The organism is Lysinibacillus xylanilyticus (assembly GCF_001183605.1).
Taxonomy (GTDB): domain Bacteria; phylum Bacillota; class Bacilli; order Bacillales_A; family Planococcaceae; genus Lysinibacillus; species Lysinibacillus xylanilyticus.
This window is the reverse complement of the sequence record NZ_LFXJ01000013.1, coordinates 116,446-136,645: the sequence shown is the minus strand read 5'-3', so window position 1 is coordinate 136,645 and position 20,200 is coordinate 116,446. Positions and strand designations below refer to the sequence as shown.

The 20,200-nt window shown below is 38.4% G+C and carries 21 protein-coding genes and 1 tRNA gene; 5 read left to right on the top strand and 17 right to left on the bottom strand.

The window, feature by feature from the left end; translation table 11 throughout:
* Positions 1-581 precede the first annotated feature (581 nt).
* Entirely contained in the window at positions 582-998 is a 417-nt protein-coding gene (locus tag ACZ11_RS23685) for a GNAT family N-acetyltransferase (protein WP_049669001.1), read from the bottom strand.
* Between the two features lie 181 nt (positions 999-1,179).
* On the bottom strand, positions 1,180-1,692 hold the full coding sequence (locus tag ACZ11_RS23680) for a GNAT family N-acetyltransferase (protein ID WP_049669000.1): 513 nt from the start codon (positions 1,690-1,692) through the stop codon (positions 1,180-1,182).
* A gap of 427 nt (positions 1,693-2,119) precedes the next feature.
* Between ACZ11_RS23680 and ACZ11_RS23670 the strand changes: the two genes are divergently transcribed.
* The gene (locus tag ACZ11_RS23670) at positions 2,120-3,139 is read left to right on the top strand and encodes an alpha/beta fold hydrolase (RefSeq protein WP_049668998.1); all 1,020 of its coding nucleotides are present in this window, start codon (positions 2,120-2,122) and stop codon (positions 3,137-3,139) included.
* A gap of 152 nt (positions 3,140-3,291) precedes the next feature.
* Here the strand turns inward: ACZ11_RS23670 and eno are convergent, their stop codons facing one another.
* The 6 genes from eno to ACZ11_RS23640 form a co-directional block, all read right to left on the bottom strand.
* Complete coding sequence (gene eno / locus ACZ11_RS23665; protein WP_049668997.1) at positions 3,292-4,584, bottom strand: phosphopyruvate hydratase; 1,293 nt, start codon at positions 4,582-4,584, stop codon at positions 3,292-3,294.
* A 2-nt stretch (positions 4,585-4,586) separates the two neighbouring features.
* Positions 4,587-6,128: a 2,3-bisphosphoglycerate-independent phosphoglycerate mutase gene (gene gpmI, locus ACZ11_RS23660; protein WP_049668996.1), complete on the bottom strand. Its 1,542-nt coding sequence runs from the start codon at positions 6,126-6,128 to the stop codon at positions 4,587-4,589.
* Positions 6,121-6,882 (bottom strand): triose-phosphate isomerase, encoded by a 762-nt coding sequence (gene tpiA, locus ACZ11_RS23655; protein WP_049668995.1) that lies wholly within the window; start codon positions 6,880-6,882, stop codon positions 6,121-6,123. Before tpiA ends, gpmI begins: the two co-directional genes overlap by 8 nt.
* Positions 6,883-6,921: 39 nt before the next feature.
* Positions 6,922-8,106 (bottom strand): phosphoglycerate kinase, encoded by a 1,185-nt coding sequence (locus tag ACZ11_RS23650; RefSeq protein ID WP_049668994.1) that lies wholly within the window; start codon positions 8,104-8,106, stop codon positions 6,922-6,924.
* Positions 8,107-8,715: 609 nt separating this feature from the next.
* Positions 8,716-9,732, bottom strand: a complete 1,017-nt coding sequence (gap, locus tag ACZ11_RS23645) for a type I glyceraldehyde-3-phosphate dehydrogenase (protein ID WP_049668993.1) — start codon at positions 9,730-9,732, stop codon at positions 8,716-8,718.
* 123 nt (positions 9,733-9,855) lie between these two features.
* Entirely contained in the window at positions 9,856-10,887 is a 1,032-nt protein-coding gene (locus ACZ11_RS23640; protein WP_049668992.1) for a sugar-binding transcriptional regulator, read from the bottom strand.
* Between the two features lie 323 nt (positions 10,888-11,210).
* Between ACZ11_RS23640 and ACZ11_RS23635 the strand changes: the two genes are divergently transcribed.
* Together ACZ11_RS23635 and ACZ11_RS27320 are read left to right on the top strand one after the other, a co-directional pair.
* The gene (locus ACZ11_RS23635; protein WP_049668991.1) at positions 11,211-11,417 is read left to right on the top strand and encodes a hypothetical protein; all 207 of its coding nucleotides are present in this window, start codon (positions 11,211-11,213) and stop codon (positions 11,415-11,417) included.
* Positions 11,418-11,773: 356 nt separating this feature from the next.
* Positions 11,774-11,896: a hypothetical protein gene (locus tag ACZ11_RS27320; RefSeq protein ID WP_269079340.1), complete on the top strand. Its 123-nt coding sequence runs from the start codon at positions 11,774-11,776 to the stop codon at positions 11,894-11,896.
* 466 nt (positions 11,897-12,362) lie between these two features.
* Here the strand turns inward: ACZ11_RS27320 and ACZ11_RS23630 are convergent, their stop codons facing one another.
* The 4 genes from ACZ11_RS23630 to ACZ11_RS23615 all read right to left on the bottom strand — a co-directional run bounded on the left by ACZ11_RS23630 (position 12,363) and on the right by ACZ11_RS23615 (position 14,783).
* Positions 12,363-12,971 carry an FMN-binding negative transcriptional regulator gene (locus ACZ11_RS23630; protein ID WP_049668990.1) on the bottom strand — a complete coding sequence of 203 codons (609 nt, stop codon included), beginning with the start codon at positions 12,969-12,971 and terminating at the stop codon, positions 12,363-12,365.
* 18 nt (positions 12,972-12,989) lie between these two features.
* Positions 12,990-13,226 carry a glutaredoxin family protein gene (locus ACZ11_RS23625; RefSeq protein WP_049668989.1) on the bottom strand — a complete coding sequence of 79 codons (237 nt, stop codon included), beginning with the start codon at positions 13,224-13,226 and terminating at the stop codon, positions 12,990-12,992.
* A gap of 211 nt (positions 13,227-13,437) precedes the next feature.
* Positions 13,438-14,202 carry a TPM domain-containing protein gene (locus tag ACZ11_RS23620; RefSeq protein WP_049668988.1) on the bottom strand — a complete coding sequence of 255 codons (765 nt, stop codon included), beginning with the start codon at positions 14,200-14,202 and terminating at the stop codon, positions 13,438-13,440.
* Positions 14,202-14,783 (bottom strand): LemA family protein, encoded by a 582-nt coding sequence (locus ACZ11_RS23615; RefSeq protein ID WP_049668987.1) that lies wholly within the window; start codon positions 14,781-14,783, stop codon positions 14,202-14,204. The genes ACZ11_RS23620 and ACZ11_RS23615 overlap by 1 nt, the downstream gene beginning before the upstream one ends.
* A gap of 196 nt (positions 14,784-14,979) precedes the next feature.
* Here ACZ11_RS23615 and ACZ11_RS23610 point away from each other — a divergent pair, with 196 nt between their 5' ends.
* Positions 14,980-15,594, top strand: coding sequence for a spore coat protein (locus ACZ11_RS23610; RefSeq protein ID WP_049668986.1), 615 nt, complete (start codon positions 14,980-14,982; stop codon positions 15,592-15,594).
* Positions 15,595-15,657: 63 nt separating this feature from the next.
* Here ACZ11_RS23610 and ACZ11_RS23605 read toward each other — a convergent pair whose 3' ends face one another.
* The 4 genes from ACZ11_RS23605 to ACZ11_RS23590 form a co-directional block, all read right to left on the bottom strand.
* Positions 15,658-16,380, bottom strand: a complete 723-nt coding sequence (locus tag ACZ11_RS23605) for an amino acid ABC transporter ATP-binding protein (RefSeq protein ID WP_049668985.1) — start codon at positions 16,378-16,380, stop codon at positions 15,658-15,660.
* On the bottom strand, positions 16,377-17,081 hold the full coding sequence (locus tag ACZ11_RS23600) for an amino acid ABC transporter permease (protein ID WP_049668984.1): 705 nt from the start codon (positions 17,079-17,081) through the stop codon (positions 16,377-16,379). Before ACZ11_RS23600 ends, ACZ11_RS23605 begins: the two co-directional genes overlap by 4 nt.
* Positions 17,082-17,305: 224 nt before the next feature.
* Positions 17,306-18,094 carry a basic amino acid ABC transporter substrate-binding protein gene (locus tag ACZ11_RS23595; RefSeq protein ID WP_049668983.1) on the bottom strand — a complete coding sequence of 263 codons (789 nt, stop codon included), beginning with the start codon at positions 18,092-18,094 and terminating at the stop codon, positions 17,306-17,308.
* Between the two features lie 507 nt (positions 18,095-18,601).
* Positions 18,602-18,676: transfer RNA gene (locus tag ACZ11_RS23590), tRNA-Arg, on the bottom strand.
* A gap of 556 nt (positions 18,677-19,232) precedes the next feature.
* Between ACZ11_RS23590 and clpP the strand changes: the two genes are divergently transcribed.
* Complete coding sequence (gene clpP / locus ACZ11_RS23585; protein WP_049668982.1) at positions 19,233-19,814, top strand: ATP-dependent Clp endopeptidase proteolytic subunit ClpP; 582 nt, start codon at positions 19,233-19,235, stop codon at positions 19,812-19,814.
* 3 nt (positions 19,815-19,817) lie between these two features.
* Here clpP and ACZ11_RS26760 read toward each other — a convergent pair whose 3' ends face one another.
* Positions 19,818-20,156, bottom strand: a complete 339-nt coding sequence (locus ACZ11_RS26760) for a hypothetical protein (RefSeq protein WP_049668981.1) — start codon at positions 20,154-20,156, stop codon at positions 19,818-19,820.
* Positions 20,157-20,200 lie beyond the last annotated feature (44 nt).

Sequence of the window (20,200 nt, the reverse complement as noted above, 5' to 3'; positions counted from 1 at the left end):
TCTTCGAGGGGAAATGTAAGGTTTAGTGTACATGGCAATGGTATTTATTTAAGTATGTCTCTTAGGCAAAGCGAAGGGTTGATTTCCGTTCCGACTGGGCGCTTTGTTGCTGACGCTTCGCTTTCGCACAGATAAAACATTTGCCGCTGACGCTTCGCTTTCGCGCAGAGCAGAGCTTCCTGGGGGCGTCCGATGAGCCGCTTTGCTCGCTCCAGGGTCTCGGGCCAACAGATGTTTTTTGCGCGAAAGCGTAGTACTAACGTAGCGGCAGCAGCACCGATGTTGGTCACGAAGGCGTTATCACAGGACGTGATGGTTTTAGCCTTCGTTCCTCTATTGCTAATCCCCAAGGAGTCGCTCAGTCTCCACTCCAATCAACCATTTCTTTAAGTGTGTATTTTCTGGCGTTTCATTCTAATCTATAGTAATCAAAGAAACTACAACAAGATGTGTTTTTGTGCGAAAGTAAGTAGCTCGGAACGGAAATCAACTACACGTTTTGGAATGGATCCCTAATTCTCCATTCCTCAATTCTTTTTTAATATTCCTAAGTTTGTATGAAGGCTTACCTTCTTTATCCGTTATTCATATATCATAACCCAATATTTTTCCTTTTCCCCTTCTTCAATTACCTTCTTCCAACCATTCTTCTCATAAAATTTTAACGCTTTATGATTTTCGGATACACATTTTAATCTTAATGGTTTATTCATTTTTTCAATGGAGGCGTTTAGTAAATGACCCCCTATACCTTTACCAAAGTAATTTGGATTAATAAATAAATTATGAATGAAATTATCTGGCAAATATAATGAAGCAAATCCAAGTAGATGATTATCCTCTTCCGCAACAATTATATGTTCTTCTATAGTGTCATTATCAAAATCGTTTAAAGTCATTTCTTCTGAAGCCGCCCAATGGAAATTTTTACGACGTGATTCCAGATAGATTTTTCTTAATTCTGGGTAATCTAATTTATTCGCTTCTCTAATATTCACATGCTCACCTTTGCTTTCATAATAATTTTAAGTGACTAAGCAATTATGCCTTGGCATAATTGCGTCCGGAGGCTTTAGGCCAGCAGATGTTTTTTGCGCGAAAGCGAAGCGACAGCGGCAGCAGCAGCACAATGTTGGTCACTAAGTCGTGTGTTGTTGCTTTCGCTACAAAAGACATTTGCTAAAAGGAGTTATATGAAAAAAGTCTAAGTTCTTCAGCATCATCAGAAAACTGGATTAATCTCTCAAACTTCAAACCTACTTTTTCGAGTAGCTTGGCCGAAGCTTCATTATCTTGAGATGTAATAGCTACAATACGATTTAACCCTAGTATATCTATACCATACGCCATTGTTGCTGAGGCTGCTTCATAAGCGTATCCTTTTCCCCAATACTTAGGCAGAAAAGCGAAGCCAATATCCACATCTTCTAACGACTCTCTTTTAACTAAACCACAAATTCCAAGAGGGGTTTGATCTTCTTTTCTTTCAACTAAATAAAGACAAAATCCAAATTGCTCATACATGCGATTTGGTCCATTTTCTATATATTCACATGCCTCCTCCACTGTTCTCACACCGCGATCACCAATGAACTGCAACCATGAAGGATCATTCACTAGCTCAAGGATAAAATCTGCATCATCTGTTGTTTGTAAGCGAAGGGTAAGTCGTTCTGTTTCAAAAATTTTCATAGTAATTCTCCTTTCAATATTATATTCTCCATTTCTAAGCTTTTTCTCTATAAGTAATGTATGTTTTAGTAATGAATTAAATATATAATAACGGACTAACCATTGCACTTGAATAGCCTTTCCTCTGATGCCGAGAAAAGAGTAGATCCTATTTCTCTGGTTCATAAACGAAACAAACGCATACATTCCGAGAAAGTAATATTAGGTAAATATTTTTCTTCTTTAAAGAGTGTTTTTGCATTTTAACCGCCAAATCAACAATAGGAAATGGCTGAACAATAACCCAAGCATGTGGTGCCCTCCCAAACAGATTACGGGAAAGAATAGCAAATATATCAACACATACATCGGCCATTTTTTTCAAGTTCTTTGATCAAGAAATAGAAGAGGATTAAATCTATTGCAGAAGGGATTGGAATAACGGACGATGGGCATATTATGGGCCAAAAAAGACTTTAAGCTTACCTCTTCGGGTGTGAGTGAAGTTGTAAAGACGAGAATTGGAGGGATTGACCAATATCTATTAATTCAGACGGAGAATGTTAATTCCCCTGTTCTGTTGATGCTTCATGGTGGACCAGGATTCCCTGTGCCTGGCGTGTCGAACCGTTCCAGAGATTTCGCTATGGTCACGACTACCAAAAAGTTAGTTAAGCATTATACGTTAGTCTTTTGGGATCAGCGAGGAGCAGGTAAGACGTTTAGTCATCTTGTCCCAGCAGAGACTTATAACCTCTCTCAATTTATACAGGATGCGAAGGAAGTTATTCATTATTTAAAGAGCAGATTTAATCAGAGCCGCATTCATCTTGCAGGACACTCATGGGGATCAATAATTGGGCTTCGATTAGCACAAGAAATACCTGATGAATTACAAAGTTATATTGGATTCTCCCAAATCATCAATTGGATTGAGAATGATCGCCTGTGCTTGCAATGGACACTTCAAAAGGCAAGATCACTTCATCATGCAAAAGCCGTAGCTGCGCTTGAGGCATGCGGAGAACCTCCTTTTGTAACAAGTGTTAAGCAATGGAGCACGCTTCGTATGTGGATGGCGAGATTTAATTCGATGATTTATACAGATGAACAAGTAAAACATCCTGGAATGAAATTAGTAATGTCCATTCTATTACGGTCACCTGATTATTCAATCAGAGATATAATCAACACATTTCGTGGATTTCAACATAGCTACACGCAATCATTGATTGAGGAGTTTGCACAAATTGACTTTGCCGTTACAATCCCGCGAGTGGACATTCCTGTCATATTCATCCATGGTCGTGAGGACGTTCATGTATATGGCGATATAGTTGAAGAGTTCTATAGGAAGTTGGATGCTCCTCAGGGTAAGAAATTTATCTGGAAGGATAAATCTTCACATATGTTTCATCCAGAGGACGCCGAAGCGAATGAGCAAACTCTCATTTGTATACTGGAGTGAAGAACCCATAATTATAGATAATCATTATGACTGAGTTACCTGATTTCTTTGGTAAAAGCTGCCCCTCAAAAACCGCTCGAACAACAAAAAAAATCGCCTCAAAAGTATTTGTATACATTTGAGGCGATATTAGTGAAGCTAAAAGTAATAGCTTATTTTAAGTTATAGAAAGATTTTAAACCAAGGTATTCAGCTGTTGAACCAAGTTGGTCTTCGATGCGAAGAAGTTGGTTGTATTTAGCTACGCGGTCGGTACGAGATGGAGCACCTGTTTTGATTTGACCAGCGTTTGTAGCAACTGCGATATCAGCAATTGTTGCATCCTCAGATTCACCAGAACGGTGTGAGATAACTGCTGTGTAACCAGCGCGTTTTGCCATTTCGATTGCTTCAAATGTTTCTGTTAAAGTACCGATTTGGTTTACTTTGATAAGGATTGCATTACCAACACCTTGCTCAATACCAGCTGCTAATTTTTTCGTATTTGTTACGAATAGATCGTCGCCTACTAGTTGTACGCGAGAGCCAATACGATCTGTTAATAATTTGTGTCCTGCCCAGTCGTTTTCGTCTAAGCCATCTTCAATAGAGATGATTGGGTATTTATTTGTAAGCTCTTCGTACCATCCAACCATTTCTTCAGAAGTTTTGACAACACCTTCACCGTCTAAGTGATATTTGCCATCTTCTTTATTGAATAATTCAGATGAAGCAACGTCCATTGCAAGTTTTACTTCTTCACCTGGTTTATAGCCAGCTTTTTCGATTGCTTCTAAAATTACAGTAATGGCTTCTTCGTTAGAACCAAGGTTTGGTGCAAAACCACCTTCATCACCTACAGCTGTATTATAGCCTTTAGCTTTAAGTACAGCTTTTAAGCTATGGAAGATTTCAGCACCCATACGTAATGCATGACGGAATGATTCTGCGCCTACAGGCATTACCATGAATTCTTGAATGTCTACGTTGTTGTCAGCGTGAGCGCCACCATTTATGATGTTCATCATTGGTACTGGTAGTTGTTTTGAGTTAAATCCACCAAGATATTGATAAAGAGGTACATCTAAATAATCTGCCGCAGCATGTGCAACTGCCATTGATACACCTAGAATGGCGTTGGCACCTAGTTTACCTTTGTTTTCTGTACCGTCTAGCTCGATTAAAGCTTTGTCGATTACTACTTGATCAAGAACTGAGTAGTTACCTTCTAGCTCTTGAGCAATAATTGTGTTTACATTTTCAACTGCTTTTAATACACCTTTGCCTAGGTAACGAGATTTGTCACCGTCGCGTAATTCTACTGCCTCGTATTCACCTGTAGATGCACCTGATGGTACGATTGAGCGTCCAAAAGCACCTGATTCTGTAAATACTTCAACTTCTACCGTTGGATTCCCACGTGAGTCTAAAACTTCGCGCGCATAAATTTGTGTAATAAATGGCATAATTAATTCTCCTCTTTTTCAATTAATGATTGACCTGTCATTTCAGAAGGTTGTGACACCTCTAATAATTCTAACATGGTTGGCGCCAAATCGGCTAAAATGCCACCATTTCTTAACATTAAATTCGGTTTTGTCACAATTACTGGAACAGGATTTGTTGTATGAGCTGTCATTGGATTCCCCTCTAAAGTAAGAACTTCATCAGAGTTACCATGGTCAGCTGTAATAATAGCTGCGCCACCTTTTGCAAGGATTGCATCTACTACTTTACCAAGACATTCATCGACTGCTTCAATAGCCTTGATTGTTGGCTCTAACATTCCGCTATGCCCAACCATATCAGGGTTAGCGAAATTAAGAATAATGCCATCAAATTTATCGGCTGCAATCTCTGCAAGCAATGCTTCTGTTACTTCATAAGCACTCATTTCAGGTTTTAAATCGTATGTTGCAACTTTTGGAGATGCAATTAAAATACGCTCTTCCCCTTCAAATTTCTCCTCACGACCACCACTCATAAAGAATGTAACATGTGGATACTTTTCTGTTTCTGCAATACGAAGCTGCGTTTTGTCATTAGAAGCTAACACTTCACCAATCGTATTTTTTAAGTTGTCGTTTGCATATGCAACTTGAGCATTTACTTCATCACTGTAGTGTGTGAATGACACAAATTTTAAATTCTTTGGATGTTTAGCTGATAAAGCAAAACCATCAAATTCACTATTTGTAAACACTTTAGACAGTTGAATCGCACGGTCTGGGCGGAAATTGAAGAAAATAACTGCGTCATTATCTTCAATTGTTGCCACTGCTTCTCCACGCTCTTGAACGCTAAACGGAATAACAAACTCATCTGTTACATCACGCTCATATGATTCAGCTACACCACTTGCTGCGCTGTCAGCTGTTTGACCAACACCATCTACTAGTACATTGTACGTAAGGGCTACACGATCCCAACGTTTATCACGATCCATTGCATAATAACGACCATGAATAGAAGCGAATTGACCTACGCCAATTTCCTTCATTTGTTTTTCAGTTTCTTCAATATAGCCTAAAGCTGTTGTCGGTCCAACATCACGACCATCTAAGAAACCATGTACAAAAACTTCATCTAAGCCTTGTTGTTTTGCAAGCTTTAATAGTGCAAACATATGCTCACAATGGCTATGTACGCCACCATCTGAAAGTAAGCCCATAATATGAAGCTTAGACTGATGAGCCTTAGCATGTGCTATTGCATCCAAAAATGCTTTATTCGTAAAGAAATCTCCTTCACGAATAGATTTGTTTAAGCGTGTTAGGCTTTGATAAACAATACGTCCAGCACCGATATTTAAGTGTCCAACTTCAGAGTTCCCCATTTGACCATCTGGTAACCCTACCGCTTCACCTGCTGCAATTAAGGTTGAATGTGGAAACTCATTCCAAAAACGATCGAAGTTAGGTTTGTTCGCTTGTGCTACTGCATTTCCGAAAGTTTCGTTGCGGAATGCAAAGCCATCTAGAATAATTAATGCTACTGGCTTTTTAGGCATTTGCTGCCGCCTCCAATAATTTTAAATATGATTCTGGCTGTAAACTTGCACCACCGACTAAAGCGCCATCGATATGCTCTTTTGATAATAATTCCTGAATGTTTTCAGGTTTTACGCTACCGCCGTATTGAATACGTACAGCATCTGCCGTTTCAGCATTATATAATTCCTTCACTACTGCACGAATTGCTCCGCATACTTGGTTAGCATCTTCTGCTGTAGCTGTTTTACCTGTACCGATTGCCCAAATAGGTTCATAGGCGATTACCATATGCTCCACTTCTTGTGCTCCAAATCCAGCAAGTGCTGCTGTAATTTGATGAGCAACCTTTTGCTCAGTAGTCCCCGCTTCACGTTCCTCAAGCGTTTCTCCACAGCAAATAATAGGTACGATATTGTGCGCTAGTGCTGCTGCAACCTTTTTATTGATCGCTTCATCTGTTTCATTATAATATTCACGTCGTTCAGAGTGTCCTAAAATAACATAGTCTACTTCCACGCTTGCTAGCTGAGCTGGACTAATTTCTCCTGTGAATGCACCTTCGTTTTCATAATGCATCGTTTGTGCAGCAATCGCTAGCTCAGATTCACTAGCAACTTGCACAAGCGTAGGTAGGTAAAGTGCTGGTGCACAAACAACAGCGTCTACTTTATCATTAGAAGGAAGTTTGTCCTGTACCGCATCAACAAACTGAATAGCCTCTTCAAATGTTTTATACATTTTCCAGTTACCTGCAATAATTGGTTTACGCATCATTCTTGCCTCCTATGTTTTTTATTCCACGTTAATGTTTTACTTATCGTTTAATGCCACAATTCCAGGAAGCTCTTTTCCTTCCATTAATTCAAGTGATGCACCGCCACCTGTAGAAATGTGGTCCATTTTATCGGCAACTTCAAACTTTTCTACTGCTGCAGCAGAATCTCCGCCACCGATCACTGTATAACCAGTTGTTGTCGCCATAGCGTCAGCTACAGTTTTTGTACCATTCGCGAATTTATCCATTTCAAAAACACCCATTGGTCCATTCCAAATGATTAATTTAGAATCTTTAATAACCTCTGCGTATTTAGCAGCCGTTTTCGGACCAATATCTAAGCCCATCCAATCCGCTGGAATAGCGTCTACATCTACAATTTGTGTTTCAGCATCTTTTGAAAATTCGTTTGCGACAACGGCATCGATTGGCATATGTAATTGCACGCCTTTTGCCTTTGCTTTTTCAATAAAGGATTTTGCTAAATCGACTTTATCTTCTTCTAATAAAGATTTACCGATATCATGACCTTGCGCTTTAATGAATGTGAATGATAAACCGCCACCGATAATTAAGTGATCGACTTTTTCTAATAAGCTTTCAATAACACCAATTTTGTCTTTAACTTTGGCACCACCGATAATGGCTGTAAATGGATGCTCCGGGTTAGACAAAGCTTTACCTAGCACATCTAACTCCTTCTGCATAAGGAAGCCAGATACTGCTGGTACATGCTTAGCAATTCCTTCAGTTGAAGCGTGCGCACGGTGAGCTGCACCGAACGCATCATTAACATAAACGTCCGCTAATTTTGCAAATTGCTCAGCTAATGCTGGATCATTTTTCTCTTCACCAGCGTGGAAGCGTACATTTTCAAGTAAAATTATGTCGCCATTTTGCATGTTTGCAACAGCTTCTTCTACCTCTTGACCAATTGACTCATCTAATTTTGTAACAGGCTTGCCAATTAATTCAGCTAAACGTACACCTACTGCAGTTAAGCGCATATCCTCTTTTACTTCACCCTTTGGACGTCCTAAGTGAGAGGCTAAAATTACTTTGGCACCTTGTTCCACTAAATATTCAATTGTAGGAATTGCTGCTCGAATACGTGTTTCGTCAGTAATCGCACCATCTGCCATCGGTACATTAAAATCAACACGTACAAATACGCGCTTACCTTTTACATCAATATCTTTCATCGTCTTCTTATTTAACATGAAGAAACCCCCTTCAAAGTTTTTAGTCGTGAATTTCCTGGATTCACCCATCTTGGCTCCTCACATCATTCACTTAACTGTATTAGATAAAAATAGTTGGTCCATCATTACATAGGATTGATTCTGTTTAACAAGCCTATTCAGCTAATATCATCCAGTACTCATTCAGAGCGGAAATCAACCCACGTTATGGTGAAGTACCCTTTTACTTGCTTTTATAGTAGCAAAAGTCACGTTCTATGTCTTGCAATTACATAACCAGTCACGTGACCGCCTTATATTACTTATCAATTTCGCCTTGGCGTAATTGCGTCCGGATTTTGAATTGTGCCCGCACAATTCATTCCTTTCAAATTCCGTGACATCCGCCGGAGGCTTTATCTTCATTCATCACCACCTTCTGAGGTGGGTGTAATCTGTAACTGACGTTTCACCTTACGTTACAAAAGACATTTGCTGAATGAAGATAAAAAAGGAGTAAGGGTAAATTTCCCTTACTCCCATTACCCTTGTATATTATATCTTCTTGATATTATAAAGGCTATACTTTTTGTGCGCAAAAAGCAGTATTATGTCACACTTTTTACTTAAGTTATCGAATTATGACACTTATTTAGTGTTTAATCCTTTTTCCGCGATATATAAAGCTAAGTCCATTAAACGAGTAGAGTAACCAATTTCGTTATCATACCATGCAAGAACCTTTACCATACTATTTTCTAATACCATTGTAGAAAGACCATCTACAGTTGAAGAGTTGTGGTTACCATTGTAGTCAATTGAAACTAATGGTAATTCGTTGTATCCTAAAATACCTTTAAGCTCGTTTTCTGAAGCTTCTTTTAATGCAGCATTAATGGCTTCTTTTGTTACTTCTGCTTTTAGCTCTACTACTAAGTCAACACATGAAACGTTTGGTGTCGGTACACGCATAGAGAAGCCATCTAATTTACCTTTTAAGTGAGGTAATACTTTTGAAACGGCAACTGCTGCTCCTGTTGTTGTTGGAATCATTGACACTGCACCAGCACGTGCGCGACGTGGGTCAGAGTGCGGGAAGTCAAGGATACGTTGATCGTTTGTATAAGAGTGAATTGTCGTCATCATACCGCGTTCAATACCAAATTTTTCATCAAGTATTTTTGCAACTGGCGCTAGACAGTTCGTTGTACAAGAAGCGTTTGAAATGACATCATCTGTTTCATGGTTATATTCCTCATGGTTAACACCCATAACAAACGTTGGCATATCACCCTGCGCTGGAGCTGAAAGAATAGCTTTTTTAGCACCTGCTTGAATATGCTTACCTACTTCTTCCATTGAGCGGAATCTACCTGTACATTCAAGTACTACATCTACACCTAGTTCACCCCAAGGTAAATTAGCAGGATCTTTTTCTGCATAAACGTTGATTTTTTTTCCATTTACTACGAAAGAATCGCCTTCTGCATAAACATCAGCATCGTAGATACCGTGTACTGAATCATAAGTTAATAAGTGTGCAAGCTGACCTGCATCTGTTAGGTCGTTTACTGCAACCACTTCGATTTCATCGTGTTTCATAGCTTCACGAAATACTAATCGTCCAATACGTCCAAATCCGTTAATCGCTAATTTTAATGCCATTGTCAATTCCTCCAATATTGTTTAAATAATTAATTTTGCCTCGGACATATATAATATCCGCAATTGGCTTTATTCTCATTCAGAGAGTGTTGTAACACCCTGAAATACGAGTTACATTGTAATTTATAAAGAAGGTAAACCTTCAGCGATAGCTTTTGCGGCTACCTCATCCGTTATAAAAACAGTTTGCTTTGGTGCTACCTTAAAGTACGAAAGCATTGCCTTCACTTTTTGTTTACCAGCAGCAACTGCAATGACGTGCTTACTTCTTTGCACTTGCTCAAACTGAATACCGATTGTTCGAATTCGATGTACAATTTCGCCTTCAGCATTGAAATAATAGCCAAATGCTTCACTAACTGCACCCTTTTCTTCGAGTATCCGTAAATCCTCAGGCGACGAATTACGACGAACAGCCATTTCCTCTGCCGATCCAATACCATGAATAACACAATCTGCATGATCATAATAATTCATCATTTCAGTTACCATTGGCTCTGCTAACATTGCTTGATAGGCCTGCTCACTTAAATGCTCCGGTAAAAACAATGTGCGATACTGTGCATCCATCTGCATGGCAAATGCTGAGACAAGTGTATTGGCTTGCATTTGCATTTCATGTCCAATACCTCCACGAGCAGCAACAAATGTGATGTTGTGTGAATCAGCTGGATGCAAAAATTGCGCAAGTGATGCAACCGACTTACCACCAGTAACAGCTACTATTTGACCATCAACGCTTGTTGACATAAATTGTTGTGCTGCCTCTTTTCCAAGCAATGTTAATATCGTATCGTCTTCATTGTAATCACCTGGAACAACAATTACATGCTGTAAGCCAAAATGTTTTTCCAGTAATTTAGCTAGCTGTGTAAGGCCAGACCATTCATAGACTAATGTTCGAAGCTTATCAATAACTACTTCGCCTTCGTCTGTACATACCATACCCGACTTTTGAGAATCTAATAACCCTTGCTCACGTAAAATATCCGTTTCTTTACGAATTTCTCGTTCGGTCATTTTAAGTGAATCTGCAAGTGTGCGACGCCCGATTGGCTGCATCAGTTGAACTGTTTGTAAAATACGATATCTCGATTGTAGAAGCGGATACATTTCTGGAAGTAGCCTTTGCTGCGCCTCAGGTACAGAAAACATATTCATCTACTCCCTTTTCAATATAGGTGGGTTATATTTAGTCCCACTATACAAAATTATGTCCCACTTACAAATTCATTATAATACTCTTTATAAATAAAGTAAAGTGACAAAAAACCTGTTTAATTTACAATAAAGCTGTTTAAAAAATAATAAACCGTTTAGTAGGAGAAAGAATTAATAGACGTGAAATGAAGCTCTCAATTATCAAATTATGAAAACACTGCATTAAATGGAACCATTTTACAGTTCGTTCGTAATAATAGATAATAGGATATATCAGAAAAATAGCTAGCTTACATATATACCAGGAGGGTTTCAAATTGAAGAATTCTACGAAAGCATTAGAATGTCCAAAATGTGGTGGGAAGGAATTGGGGAAAGGTAAGCAATCTGGATACGGGGTTATTTACCCAGATAATAAGATGAGTATAGGATCAGCTATCGAATATATTATTTGCACAGAATGTGGATTTATAATCGAAAGCTATGTAAAAAAACCTGAGAAATTTAAGGGAACACTTTTTTGAGGAAATATTGTAAACAAAACTAAATGGAAAATTTTATTTCAAAATATTTCACCGGGTATCCAAACATCTGTAACTGCCGCTACGCTTTCGCACAAAAAACATTGTGGCCTAAAGCCTTCGGCGGATGTTACTTTTACCCTGATTTTTAGTGGTAATAACCACAATTCACAAATTGTTCAATGAAAGCGTTTAGAATTTGAACAGTTTGTGAAGACCTTCACATTAGGCTTTATTTTAAAAAAAATAGGAGTAGAATAGGAATCAGTAAGAAGTTGTTATAAAACAGTTTATCAAAAGTATCACATTTTTAGTGGTTGTTATATTACAAAAACATATAGTTGAAGGGAGATTTTACAATGTGGGTTATTACAGTATTTGAGAAAAAGGACGTTCGTATTTTTGAATACACAAATAAAAGTGAAGCAACAAAAGCTTTAGGCGGATTTAAGAAAAACGCAATTTTATCTTACACAAAATAAGCTAACAAAAACTCGTAGCCAGGACAATGTGGTTACGGGTTTTTTATTTTATTATGTTTGAGCTGGTGAATTACTATAAATTATATATATTATGTGAAGCGGTTGATTGGAGTGGAGACTGGGCGACTCCTTAGGGATCAGCGTCACAGATGAGACCCTGGAGCGAGCAACATAGGCGAACGAAGGCTAAAAGCATCACGTCCTGTGATAACGCCTTCGTGACCAACATCCTGTTGCCCCAAGCGGCTCATCGGACGCCCCTAGGAAAGCGCCCAGTCGGAACGGAAATCAACCCCCTCGTTGTGCAAAATACAACAAACGCTAATAAACATCGGAAAAAGTGACTTAAAACCGCATTCATCTCACCCGCTATAGAGGTTGGAGTCTTCCGCTGAAAGAAAATAAAAAATTCCGCTCTTTCTTCACCGCCACATACATAGCAGGGAAAATGCGGAACTTTTGGGATTCACTTAATGTTTTGTTTCATTAAATGAGCGATTTGCTGCTCATTGTTATGTTCAATTTCTTCTAATTTTTGAATCACTAATTGCTGTCTTTCTTTAGAATGATTCTGACTTAACTTCTTCTTACCTTCCATACTTAAGTTTTTTATTTTAAAGCCCTGAACTCCTTTATTTAAATTGCTTACAAGCCGCTCATCTACCTGAGTTAGGCTATATGTGCTGGTAGGATGTTCATATTTTTTAATCATGTTGTTAAAGGAGTTCAATAATTCATCATCATGTTCAATAAGCTCAATTTCTCCATAAACATGTACTGCTACATAATTCCATGTTGGGACAGCTTGATTTGTTTCATACCATGAGGGAGATATGTAGCAATGTGGTCCATGAAATATCGCTAAAACCTTTTGATTTTCAATATCCTTCCATTGAGGATTACCCTTTGCAAAATGCCCAATTAAACAATCTTTTGTGTCATTCAACAATAACGGGAGATGTGTAGCAACTGGTATACCTTCATGAGTTGAAAAGAGTGTTGCAAAACCGTTCTCCTGAATCACTTCTATCATCTCGGACATTTCCTTCATTTTAAAAGCCACCGGTATGTACATTTAGCAGATCCCCCTTTGTTATTCGCTACACAAATGCTCCATAAGTGTTGCGTAATCCAAATTGCCGTATTGTATCACTTGCCCATCCTTTTCTACTACCGGAATCATTAACATATACTTTTCATGTATGCTCTCATCTTCTTCAATATTAATAATTTCAATATCGAAATTTATATCCTCCTGTACAAGCTTTAATGTAAGCAGTCCATCTACACAAAGTCCACAATTATCTCGACTAAAAAATTTCACGTTCAACTACAGCACCTCCCTTAAGAGCTATTATAAAATGAAACAGCTATTTATGAGCAAGAAAGTGTAATGTCCATACAATAGCCACAACAAAAATGGCTCTGAATTCCCACTCCTAAAACTGTGGTTTCTTTTTGGGCCTCTAATTAAAAAAGACTGAGCAAGATACTTCTTACACAGTCTTCTATCATATTATTTTTTCAGGTGGCTATCTAAGTTAAAATTTCCGACTTGCTCCTCCACCAGCAGATGAGCCACCTCCGAATCCGCCAAAGCCACCGCCCCCAGAGCGGCCTCCTCCGAAACCACCCCTAAAGCCACCCGGAAAACCGCCACGTCTACCAGAACGTGGTCCTCCTCCTCTACCGTTAGAACTAATTGAATAAACAATAAGTACAATGATAACGATTAATATAAACATCCACGTTGGCATTCCTTCATTATCAGCTGTATTTTTAGGCATCTCTCCATCCCAATTGTATTCTTTCGCAACAGTTTGAAATACTTCAGCGTACGTTGCTTTAAATGCCTTATCAATATCCCCATCACTTGCATTTGGATAAAACGCTGTATCTAAAATGCGCCCCAACTTGCCATCAGGTAATGCTCCTTCGAGACCTTGGCCTACAGCAATGACGACATCATTATTGCCATCGCCCTGCCCAAATGTTGCTAATATTAAAACACCATTATTTTTTTTCGCATCGCCAATACCCCATGAACGAATCATTTTTGTTGCATACATTTTCGGTTCTGCTCCATTAATAGTATCTACTGTTACAACCATAATTTCAGCACCTGTACCTTTGTCTAACTGCTCTGAAAAATTATTGAGCTCTTCCTTTACGGATGTAGATAACGCATTGGCAAAATCGTGAATATACGTATTTTTCATCGGTGTCGGCATTGCGGCATCAGCAATTCTTATAGATAGAATAAACATGATACTAACAATTGCAAGTTGGATAATAAACCGTTTCATTATTGTTTACCTGAACTGCTAAAATCTATTGATGGCGCTTTTTCAGCACCCGCAGCTGCTTTAAAGTATTCTTTCTGTTCAAAACCAAACATCCCTGCAATTAAATTGCCTGGGAAACGTTTGACCGTTTTATTAAAAGCCTGAACTTCATTGTTGTAATCTTCTCGGGCAACTGCTAAGCGATTTTCTGTCCCAGCTAATTCATCCATTAATTGACGGAAATTTGCATCTGCCTTTAAATTTGGATAATTTTCTACGACTACTAGCAATCGACTTAGTGCTCCGTTCAAGGCATCATTGGCAACTGCCTGTTCCTTTGGACTATGTGCACTACCCATTTGTGCACGTGCATCTGTAATGCTAGCGATAACTTCTTTCTCATGGTTGGCGTATCCTTTTACAGATTCCACCAAGTTCGGAATCAAATCAAAGCGACGTTGTAGCTGATTTTCAACCTGAGCCCATTTCGATTCCACGCTTTCCTCAGCCGTTACAAGACTATTGTATTTTGGAATAAATAGTAAGGCCAGTACAACTAAAATAATAACGATTATTCCTATAGGTCCAAATATTTTTCTCAATTAAATACCTCCTTCGCTTTCTTTTAGCTATCATCCATGTTTTGGCGAAAAGCCTTTCCTTTTTCTTACCACTAATGTGCAGTAAAAAAACAACTCTATTCTACATATTATGCAAATGCATTAATACCGTATGAAAATTATCTAACGAGCCATACTTAAAACTGTAACAAACTATGATATTTAGGAGGCGCTTTTTTTGACACAATCGTTTCAAAATGAATCATCAAATCAAACATCATTTAACCAACAACAAAGCCTAAATCATGGTGGACATGAGCAAATGGACTTGCACGAAACAATCGGTGCAATCATTGCTTGTATGAATCAATCCATTGTTTTACGTCCACATGTTAAGGACACAGAGTTGCTTAGCATTTTGGATCGCCAATATAATTTCACATTAGGTATGTATAACACTATTGTGGAATCTTATAACACAGGTCATGATCCATCTGTTCCTACAGGTCGCTATCAAATGGAGACAGGAAATAATTTCAAATACGGAATGAATCCTGGCCAACCTAAAAAGCCAATGCAAAATGCAAATGAGCTCAGCGATGAATGTATCTCTGGCTTCTTACTTGGCGCTCAAAAAGGTATGGCGAAAGAGATGACTGCGTCAGCAACAGAAACTACAAACCCTGTTGTCCGACGTGTTGTTGCAGATAGTATTCCCAACTGCATTGAAATGGCATACGAATTATCTATTTACCAAAATATGCATGGCTACTATCAAGTACCTCAATTTTCTCAACAAGATATGCAAACGATGCTTACTGCATACGGCACTACAACAAATCCCCTTCATTAATTATAAAAAACAAGAGCAGTCCCCGTGTGATCGTAATCACATATGGGACTGCTCTTGTTCAAATTATAAAACTTTTCCTAAAAATGCTTTCGTTCGTTCGTTTTGTGGATTACCGAAAATCTCTTCCGGCGTTCCCTCTTCGACAATATAGCCACCGTCCATAAAGACAACACGATCTCCAACTTCACGAGCAAAGCCCATTTCATGTGTTACCACTATCATGGTCATACCTTCAGCCGCTAAATTTTTCATTACATCTAATACTTCTTTTACCATTTCGGGGTCTAGTGCCGAAGTCGGCTCATCAAATAAAATAGCCTTTGGTTTCATCGCTAAGGCACGAGCAATGGCAACGCGTTGCTGCTGACCGCCCGAAAGCTGCTCAGGATAGTTATAAGCCTTACTATCAAGACCAACCTTTTTCAACAGCTCATGTCCAAGTGCTTCTGCTTCTGTCCTATTCATTTTACGGATTTGCATCGGAGCCATTGTTACATTATCGATAACTGTCATGTGCGGGAATAAATTAAACTGTTGAAACACCATGCCCACTTCAGCTCTAATAGCATTAATATTTGTTTTTGGCTCGTTAATCTTTACATTCTTGATATAAATTGCACCATCTGTTACTTCTTCTAGCATATTGATGCAACGTAAAAATGTACTTTTCCCTGAGCCTGATGGACCTATAACACAGACAACTTGCTTTTCCTGTATTTCATAATCAATCCCTTTTAACACTTCCAGTTGGCCAAAATATTTGTGTAAATTCTCAATTTTAATCATCGCGCTTCCCTCCCTTCTGCCTTACGAGGGACATAACTATTACTAAGTCGTTTTTCGATATACGCTACAATCTTTGTTACACCATACGTTAAAATTAAATATAGTAACGCCGCAACTATATATGGTTCCCAAAAACGGTAGCTAGCTCCGGCCACGATTTTACTTGCATATAAAATATCCGGTGCCGCAATAACGGTTACTAAAGATGAATCTTTTAATAAAGCAATAAATTCATTACCTAATGGCGGAATCATACGTCTAAAAGCTTGTGGTAAAATAACTTTTCGCATAGCTTGGTTATGCGTTAAGCCAAGTGAACGAGCTGCCTCCATTTGCCCTTTAGCAATACTTTGAATACCCGCGCGGAAAATTTCTGCATTGTACGCCGCACAGTTTAAGATAAGCGCCGTAATCCCTGAAACCATATAGCCTAATGAATGTCCAAAAATGGTCGGTATCAAAGCTAAGTGAATTAATAAAATTTGTACGAGCATCGGTGTCCCACGGAATAAATCTACATATAGCTTACATGGCCAATAAATCCATTTTCGAGTCGATAATTTTCCAAGTCCTAAAAATAGTCCTAAAAGGATTCCGCCAAAATAACCACTAAGCGTTAAAATTAGCGTCACACCAATACCACGTATAAACATATCACGGTAGTTCCAGACTATGTCCCAGCGTAAGTCAAAGATGTCCATCCGAAAACCCCACTTCCCCTTTAGAAATTAAATGAGGAGTTACCTAAAAAGGTCCTTCATAAGAAATTTATAAATAGTAAAAATCCGCATCAGTGTACTCCTGTCATAAAATCAGTTTTACACCCTCTCAGCTGGGTCTTGTCCTCTTTTTCACGTAGGAGTCTACGCGGAATTTTTCCTTCTTCTTTATTTCTTTTAGGACAACCCCCTCATGCAGTCGTTTATTACTTAAGCTCTTTACCTGTAATTTCTTTATATTTACCGTTCTCTTTAATTTTTTTCAGACCTTCATTTAATTTGTTTAAAAGTTCTGTATTCCCCTTCTGAACCATAAATCCATAGTATTCTTTTTCAAATGCATCATCTTCGATTACTTTAAGCTTCTCTGTTGGATGAGCTTTGATATATTCATAAACTACCGCATTATCACCAATCGTAGCATCCACATTACCATTTAGCATTTCTTTGATAGCAACCGGCTGATTTTCAAACGCCATAATATTTGGACTTGAATCACCTTGTAGCTTTTTCGCAGCTTCATGACCTGTAGCATTAATTTGTACTGAAATCTTTTTATCCTTTAAATCAGCTAATGATTTAATCTTAGAATCTTCTTTTACAACGATTAATAATTGAGATTCATAATATGGCTCTGTAAAGTCAAACGTTTCTTTACGCTTATCATTAATAGAGATCCCTGCTGCACCGATATCTGTTTCCCCATTTTTAACAGTTTGGAAGACAGGCTCCCAGCCAATATTTTGCCACTCTACTTCAAAGCCCATTTCATCTGCAATCGCCTGCAAAATATCGAAATCTAATCCTACAATATTTCCTTTATCATCAAGTGATTCGAACGGTGCAAATGTCGCTTCTGTTCCTACCTTATAAACTTTCTTACCATCTCCAGATGATTCGCCACCCGATGATGTCTTTTCTTTTGCACCACAACCCGCTAAAGCTAGCACAAATGCTGCTAAGACCACAAGTAACACAGATAAACTTCTTTTCATAGCTACTCCCCCTAATTCGATATTTTCCGAAACGCAATTAATATTTTATTAATTCGGAAATATTAGACTATTAGGTCAATTATAGTGACATTATTCTCTTTAGACAATATCATTTTGCATAAAAGTAATTATTATTTAATAATAATTTATTCCAATTAGTTTTTTGTAGAATAAAACAACTTAAGAAACTTAAAACAGCGTAAATAATGAATATTTATACATTCATCACCTATGCTGAAGTTAGATATATTTGCAAAAAAAAAAAAGAATCCCCTCAGATAGGATTCTTTTCTTCGACTAGAATAACTAGTCCTCACGTACAGTATGTTCACTAAAAAATAATTTGGAGTTGTTGCTTTCTTGAAGGTTTGAAAGGAACAAATACGGGAATAATGCCTACTAGGCAATATTACCATTATTTCCCCTTCTCATTTTTCCACTAAGCAGGCTGCTAAACTACTTATTAGGAGAATTGAGTTATAAAAGTATATCAAATAATCAGTAAAATGGCGCCCTCGGAGGGAATCGAACCCCCAGTGCAAGAACCGGAATCTTACGTGTTATCCATTACACCACGAGGGCAATTAAACAAAAAAAAAGTACTCACCCTAGGCTTTACGAAAAAGCATGATGTAGATAACCCTCATGTGAAGCATACCTGCAAAATAGTGTACTGTACTTTAACTTATGACCTTATCAATTATACAAACGTATGGCTCATATTTCAACTATAGAATGCAAAACATTTTAACTTTTTTTATCTTTTTTCAATTGGTGTCAAAATACCTAGAGAATATAGATAATCCTCCAGCGGATGTCACGGATTTTTAATTGTGCGAGCACACTGTTTATCTGTGCGAGGGGGACGTCTGCAGCATTCTCTTTCGGCGTGGAAGCGAAGCGACAACGGTAAATGTTTTTGTAGCCAAGGCAATGCGTCCGCGGCAAATGTTTTCTGTAGCGAAAGCGATGCGCCAGCTACATTACGGCAAGGTGAAATTGATTTAATTTATTTTACTTTAACAGGGTTAATATTTGACCTTCCCTGACTATAATGTGTATGATAAGGTTACAGCTGAAATACAAAGGAAGTTTTCAGCAAAAGTAATCGAATTTAGTTTTTTAAGGAGGATTTAACATGAATTTAATTCCTACAGTTATTGAACAAACAAGTCGTGGTGAACGTGCCTATGACATCTATTCACGACTACTAAAAGACCGTATCATCCTATTAGGAAGTGCAATTGACGACAACGTTGCTAACTCAATTGTTGCTCAACTTCTATTCCTACAAGCAGAAGATCCAGAAAAAGATATCCATCTTTACATTAACTCACCAGGTGGATCTATCACTGCCGGTATGGCGATTTATGACACAATGCAAATTATCAAGCCACAAGTACAAACAATTTGTATCGGAATGGCAGCATCTATGGGTGCTTTCCTACTTGCTGCTGGTGAACCTGGTAAACGTTTCGCATTACCGAATGCCGAAGTAATGATTCACCAACCTCTTGGCGGTGCACAAGGTCAGGCAACTGAAATCGAAATCGCTGCAAAACGTATTTTATTCTTACGTGAAAAATTAAATGGAATTTTATCAGAACGCACTGGTCAACCACTTGAAGTCATTGCAAGAGATACAGACCGCGATAACTTCATGACTGCTGAGCGTGCAAAAGAATACGGCTTAATCGACCAAATTATGGAACGCAAATAAAAGTTAAAGGCATCCCAGATCATATCTGAGATGTCTTTTTTTGTTCGATATCCAATGTATGTATGATTTGAAGGGGCTATCCTTCACTTCGATCGCTCTATCCATCATTTTGGCGTTTCTATCCACGATTTTGGCTACTATATCCATCATTTTGACGTTTCTATCCACGACTTTGGCTCTTCTATCCATTATTCCGGCTTTTCGATCTTCTTTCCGTCGCGGCCTTTTTTTTCCGTCACTTTGGCTTTTCCTTCCGTCATTCCGGCTCTTCTTTCCGTCACGATCTTTTCTTTCCGTCACTCCGGCTTTTCTTTCCGTCACTCCGACTTTTCCTTCCGTCATTCCGGCTCTTCTTTCCGTCACGATCTTTTCTTTCCGTCACTCCG

What these genes read in the sequence shown, in the direction of transcription:
- ACZ11_RS23680 (WP_049669000.1), bottom strand. Translation starts at nt 1,692, where the DNA reads ATGAAAATTTTTGAAACAGAACGACTTACCCTTCGCTTACAAACAACA.
- ACZ11_RS23670 (WP_049668998.1), top strand. Translation starts at nt 2,120, where the DNA reads ATGGGCATATTATGGGCCAAAAAAGACTTTAAGCTTACCTCTTCGGGT.
- eno (WP_049668997.1), bottom strand. Translation starts at nt 4,584, where the DNA reads ATGCCATTTATTACACAAATTTATGCGCGCGAAGTTTTAGACTCACGT.
- gpmI (WP_049668996.1), bottom strand. Translation starts at nt 6,128, where the DNA reads ATGCCTAAAAAGCCAGTAGCATTAATTATTCTAGATGGCTTTGCATTC.
- tpiA (WP_049668995.1), bottom strand. Translation starts at nt 6,882, where the DNA reads ATGCGTAAACCAATTATTGCAGGTAACTGGAAAATGTATAAAACATTT.
- ACZ11_RS23650 (WP_049668994.1), bottom strand. Translation starts at nt 8,106, where the DNA reads ATGTTAAATAAGAAGACGATGAAAGATATTGATGTAAAAGGTAAGCGC.
- gap (WP_049668993.1), bottom strand. Translation starts at nt 9,732, where the DNA reads ATGGCATTAAAATTAGCGATTAACGGATTTGGACGTATTGGACGATTA.
- ACZ11_RS23640 (WP_049668992.1), bottom strand. Translation starts at nt 10,887, where the DNA reads ATGTTTTCTGTACCTGAGGCGCAGCAAAGGCTACTTCCAGAAATGTAT.
- ACZ11_RS27320 (WP_269079340.1), top strand. Translation starts at nt 11,774, where the DNA reads ATGTGGGTTATTACAGTATTTGAGAAAAAGGACGTTCGTATTTTTGAA.
- ACZ11_RS23630 (WP_049668990.1), bottom strand. Translation starts at nt 12,971, where the DNA reads ATGTACATACCGGTGGCTTTTAAAATGAAGGAAATGTCCGAGATGATA.
- ACZ11_RS23620 (WP_049668988.1), bottom strand. Translation starts at nt 14,202, where the DNA reads ATGAAACGGTTTATTATCCAACTTGCAATTGTTAGTATCATGTTTATT.
- ACZ11_RS23605 (WP_049668985.1), bottom strand. Translation starts at nt 16,380, where the DNA reads ATGATTAAAATTGAGAATTTACACAAATATTTTGGCCAACTGGAAGTG.
- ACZ11_RS23600 (WP_049668984.1), bottom strand. Translation starts at nt 17,081, where the DNA reads ATGGACATCTTTGACTTACGCTGGGACATAGTCTGGAACTACCGTGAT.
- ACZ11_RS23595 (WP_049668983.1), bottom strand. Translation starts at nt 18,094, where the DNA reads ATGAAAAGAAGTTTATCTGTGTTACTTGTGGTCTTAGCAGCATTTGTG.
- clpP (WP_049668982.1), top strand. Translation starts at nt 19,233, where the DNA reads ATGAATTTAATTCCTACAGTTATTGAACAAACAAGTCGTGGTGAACGT.
- ACZ11_RS26760 (WP_049668981.1), bottom strand. Translation starts at nt 20,156, where the DNA reads ATGACGGAAGGAAAAGTCGGAGTGACGGAAAGAAAAGCCGGAGTGACG.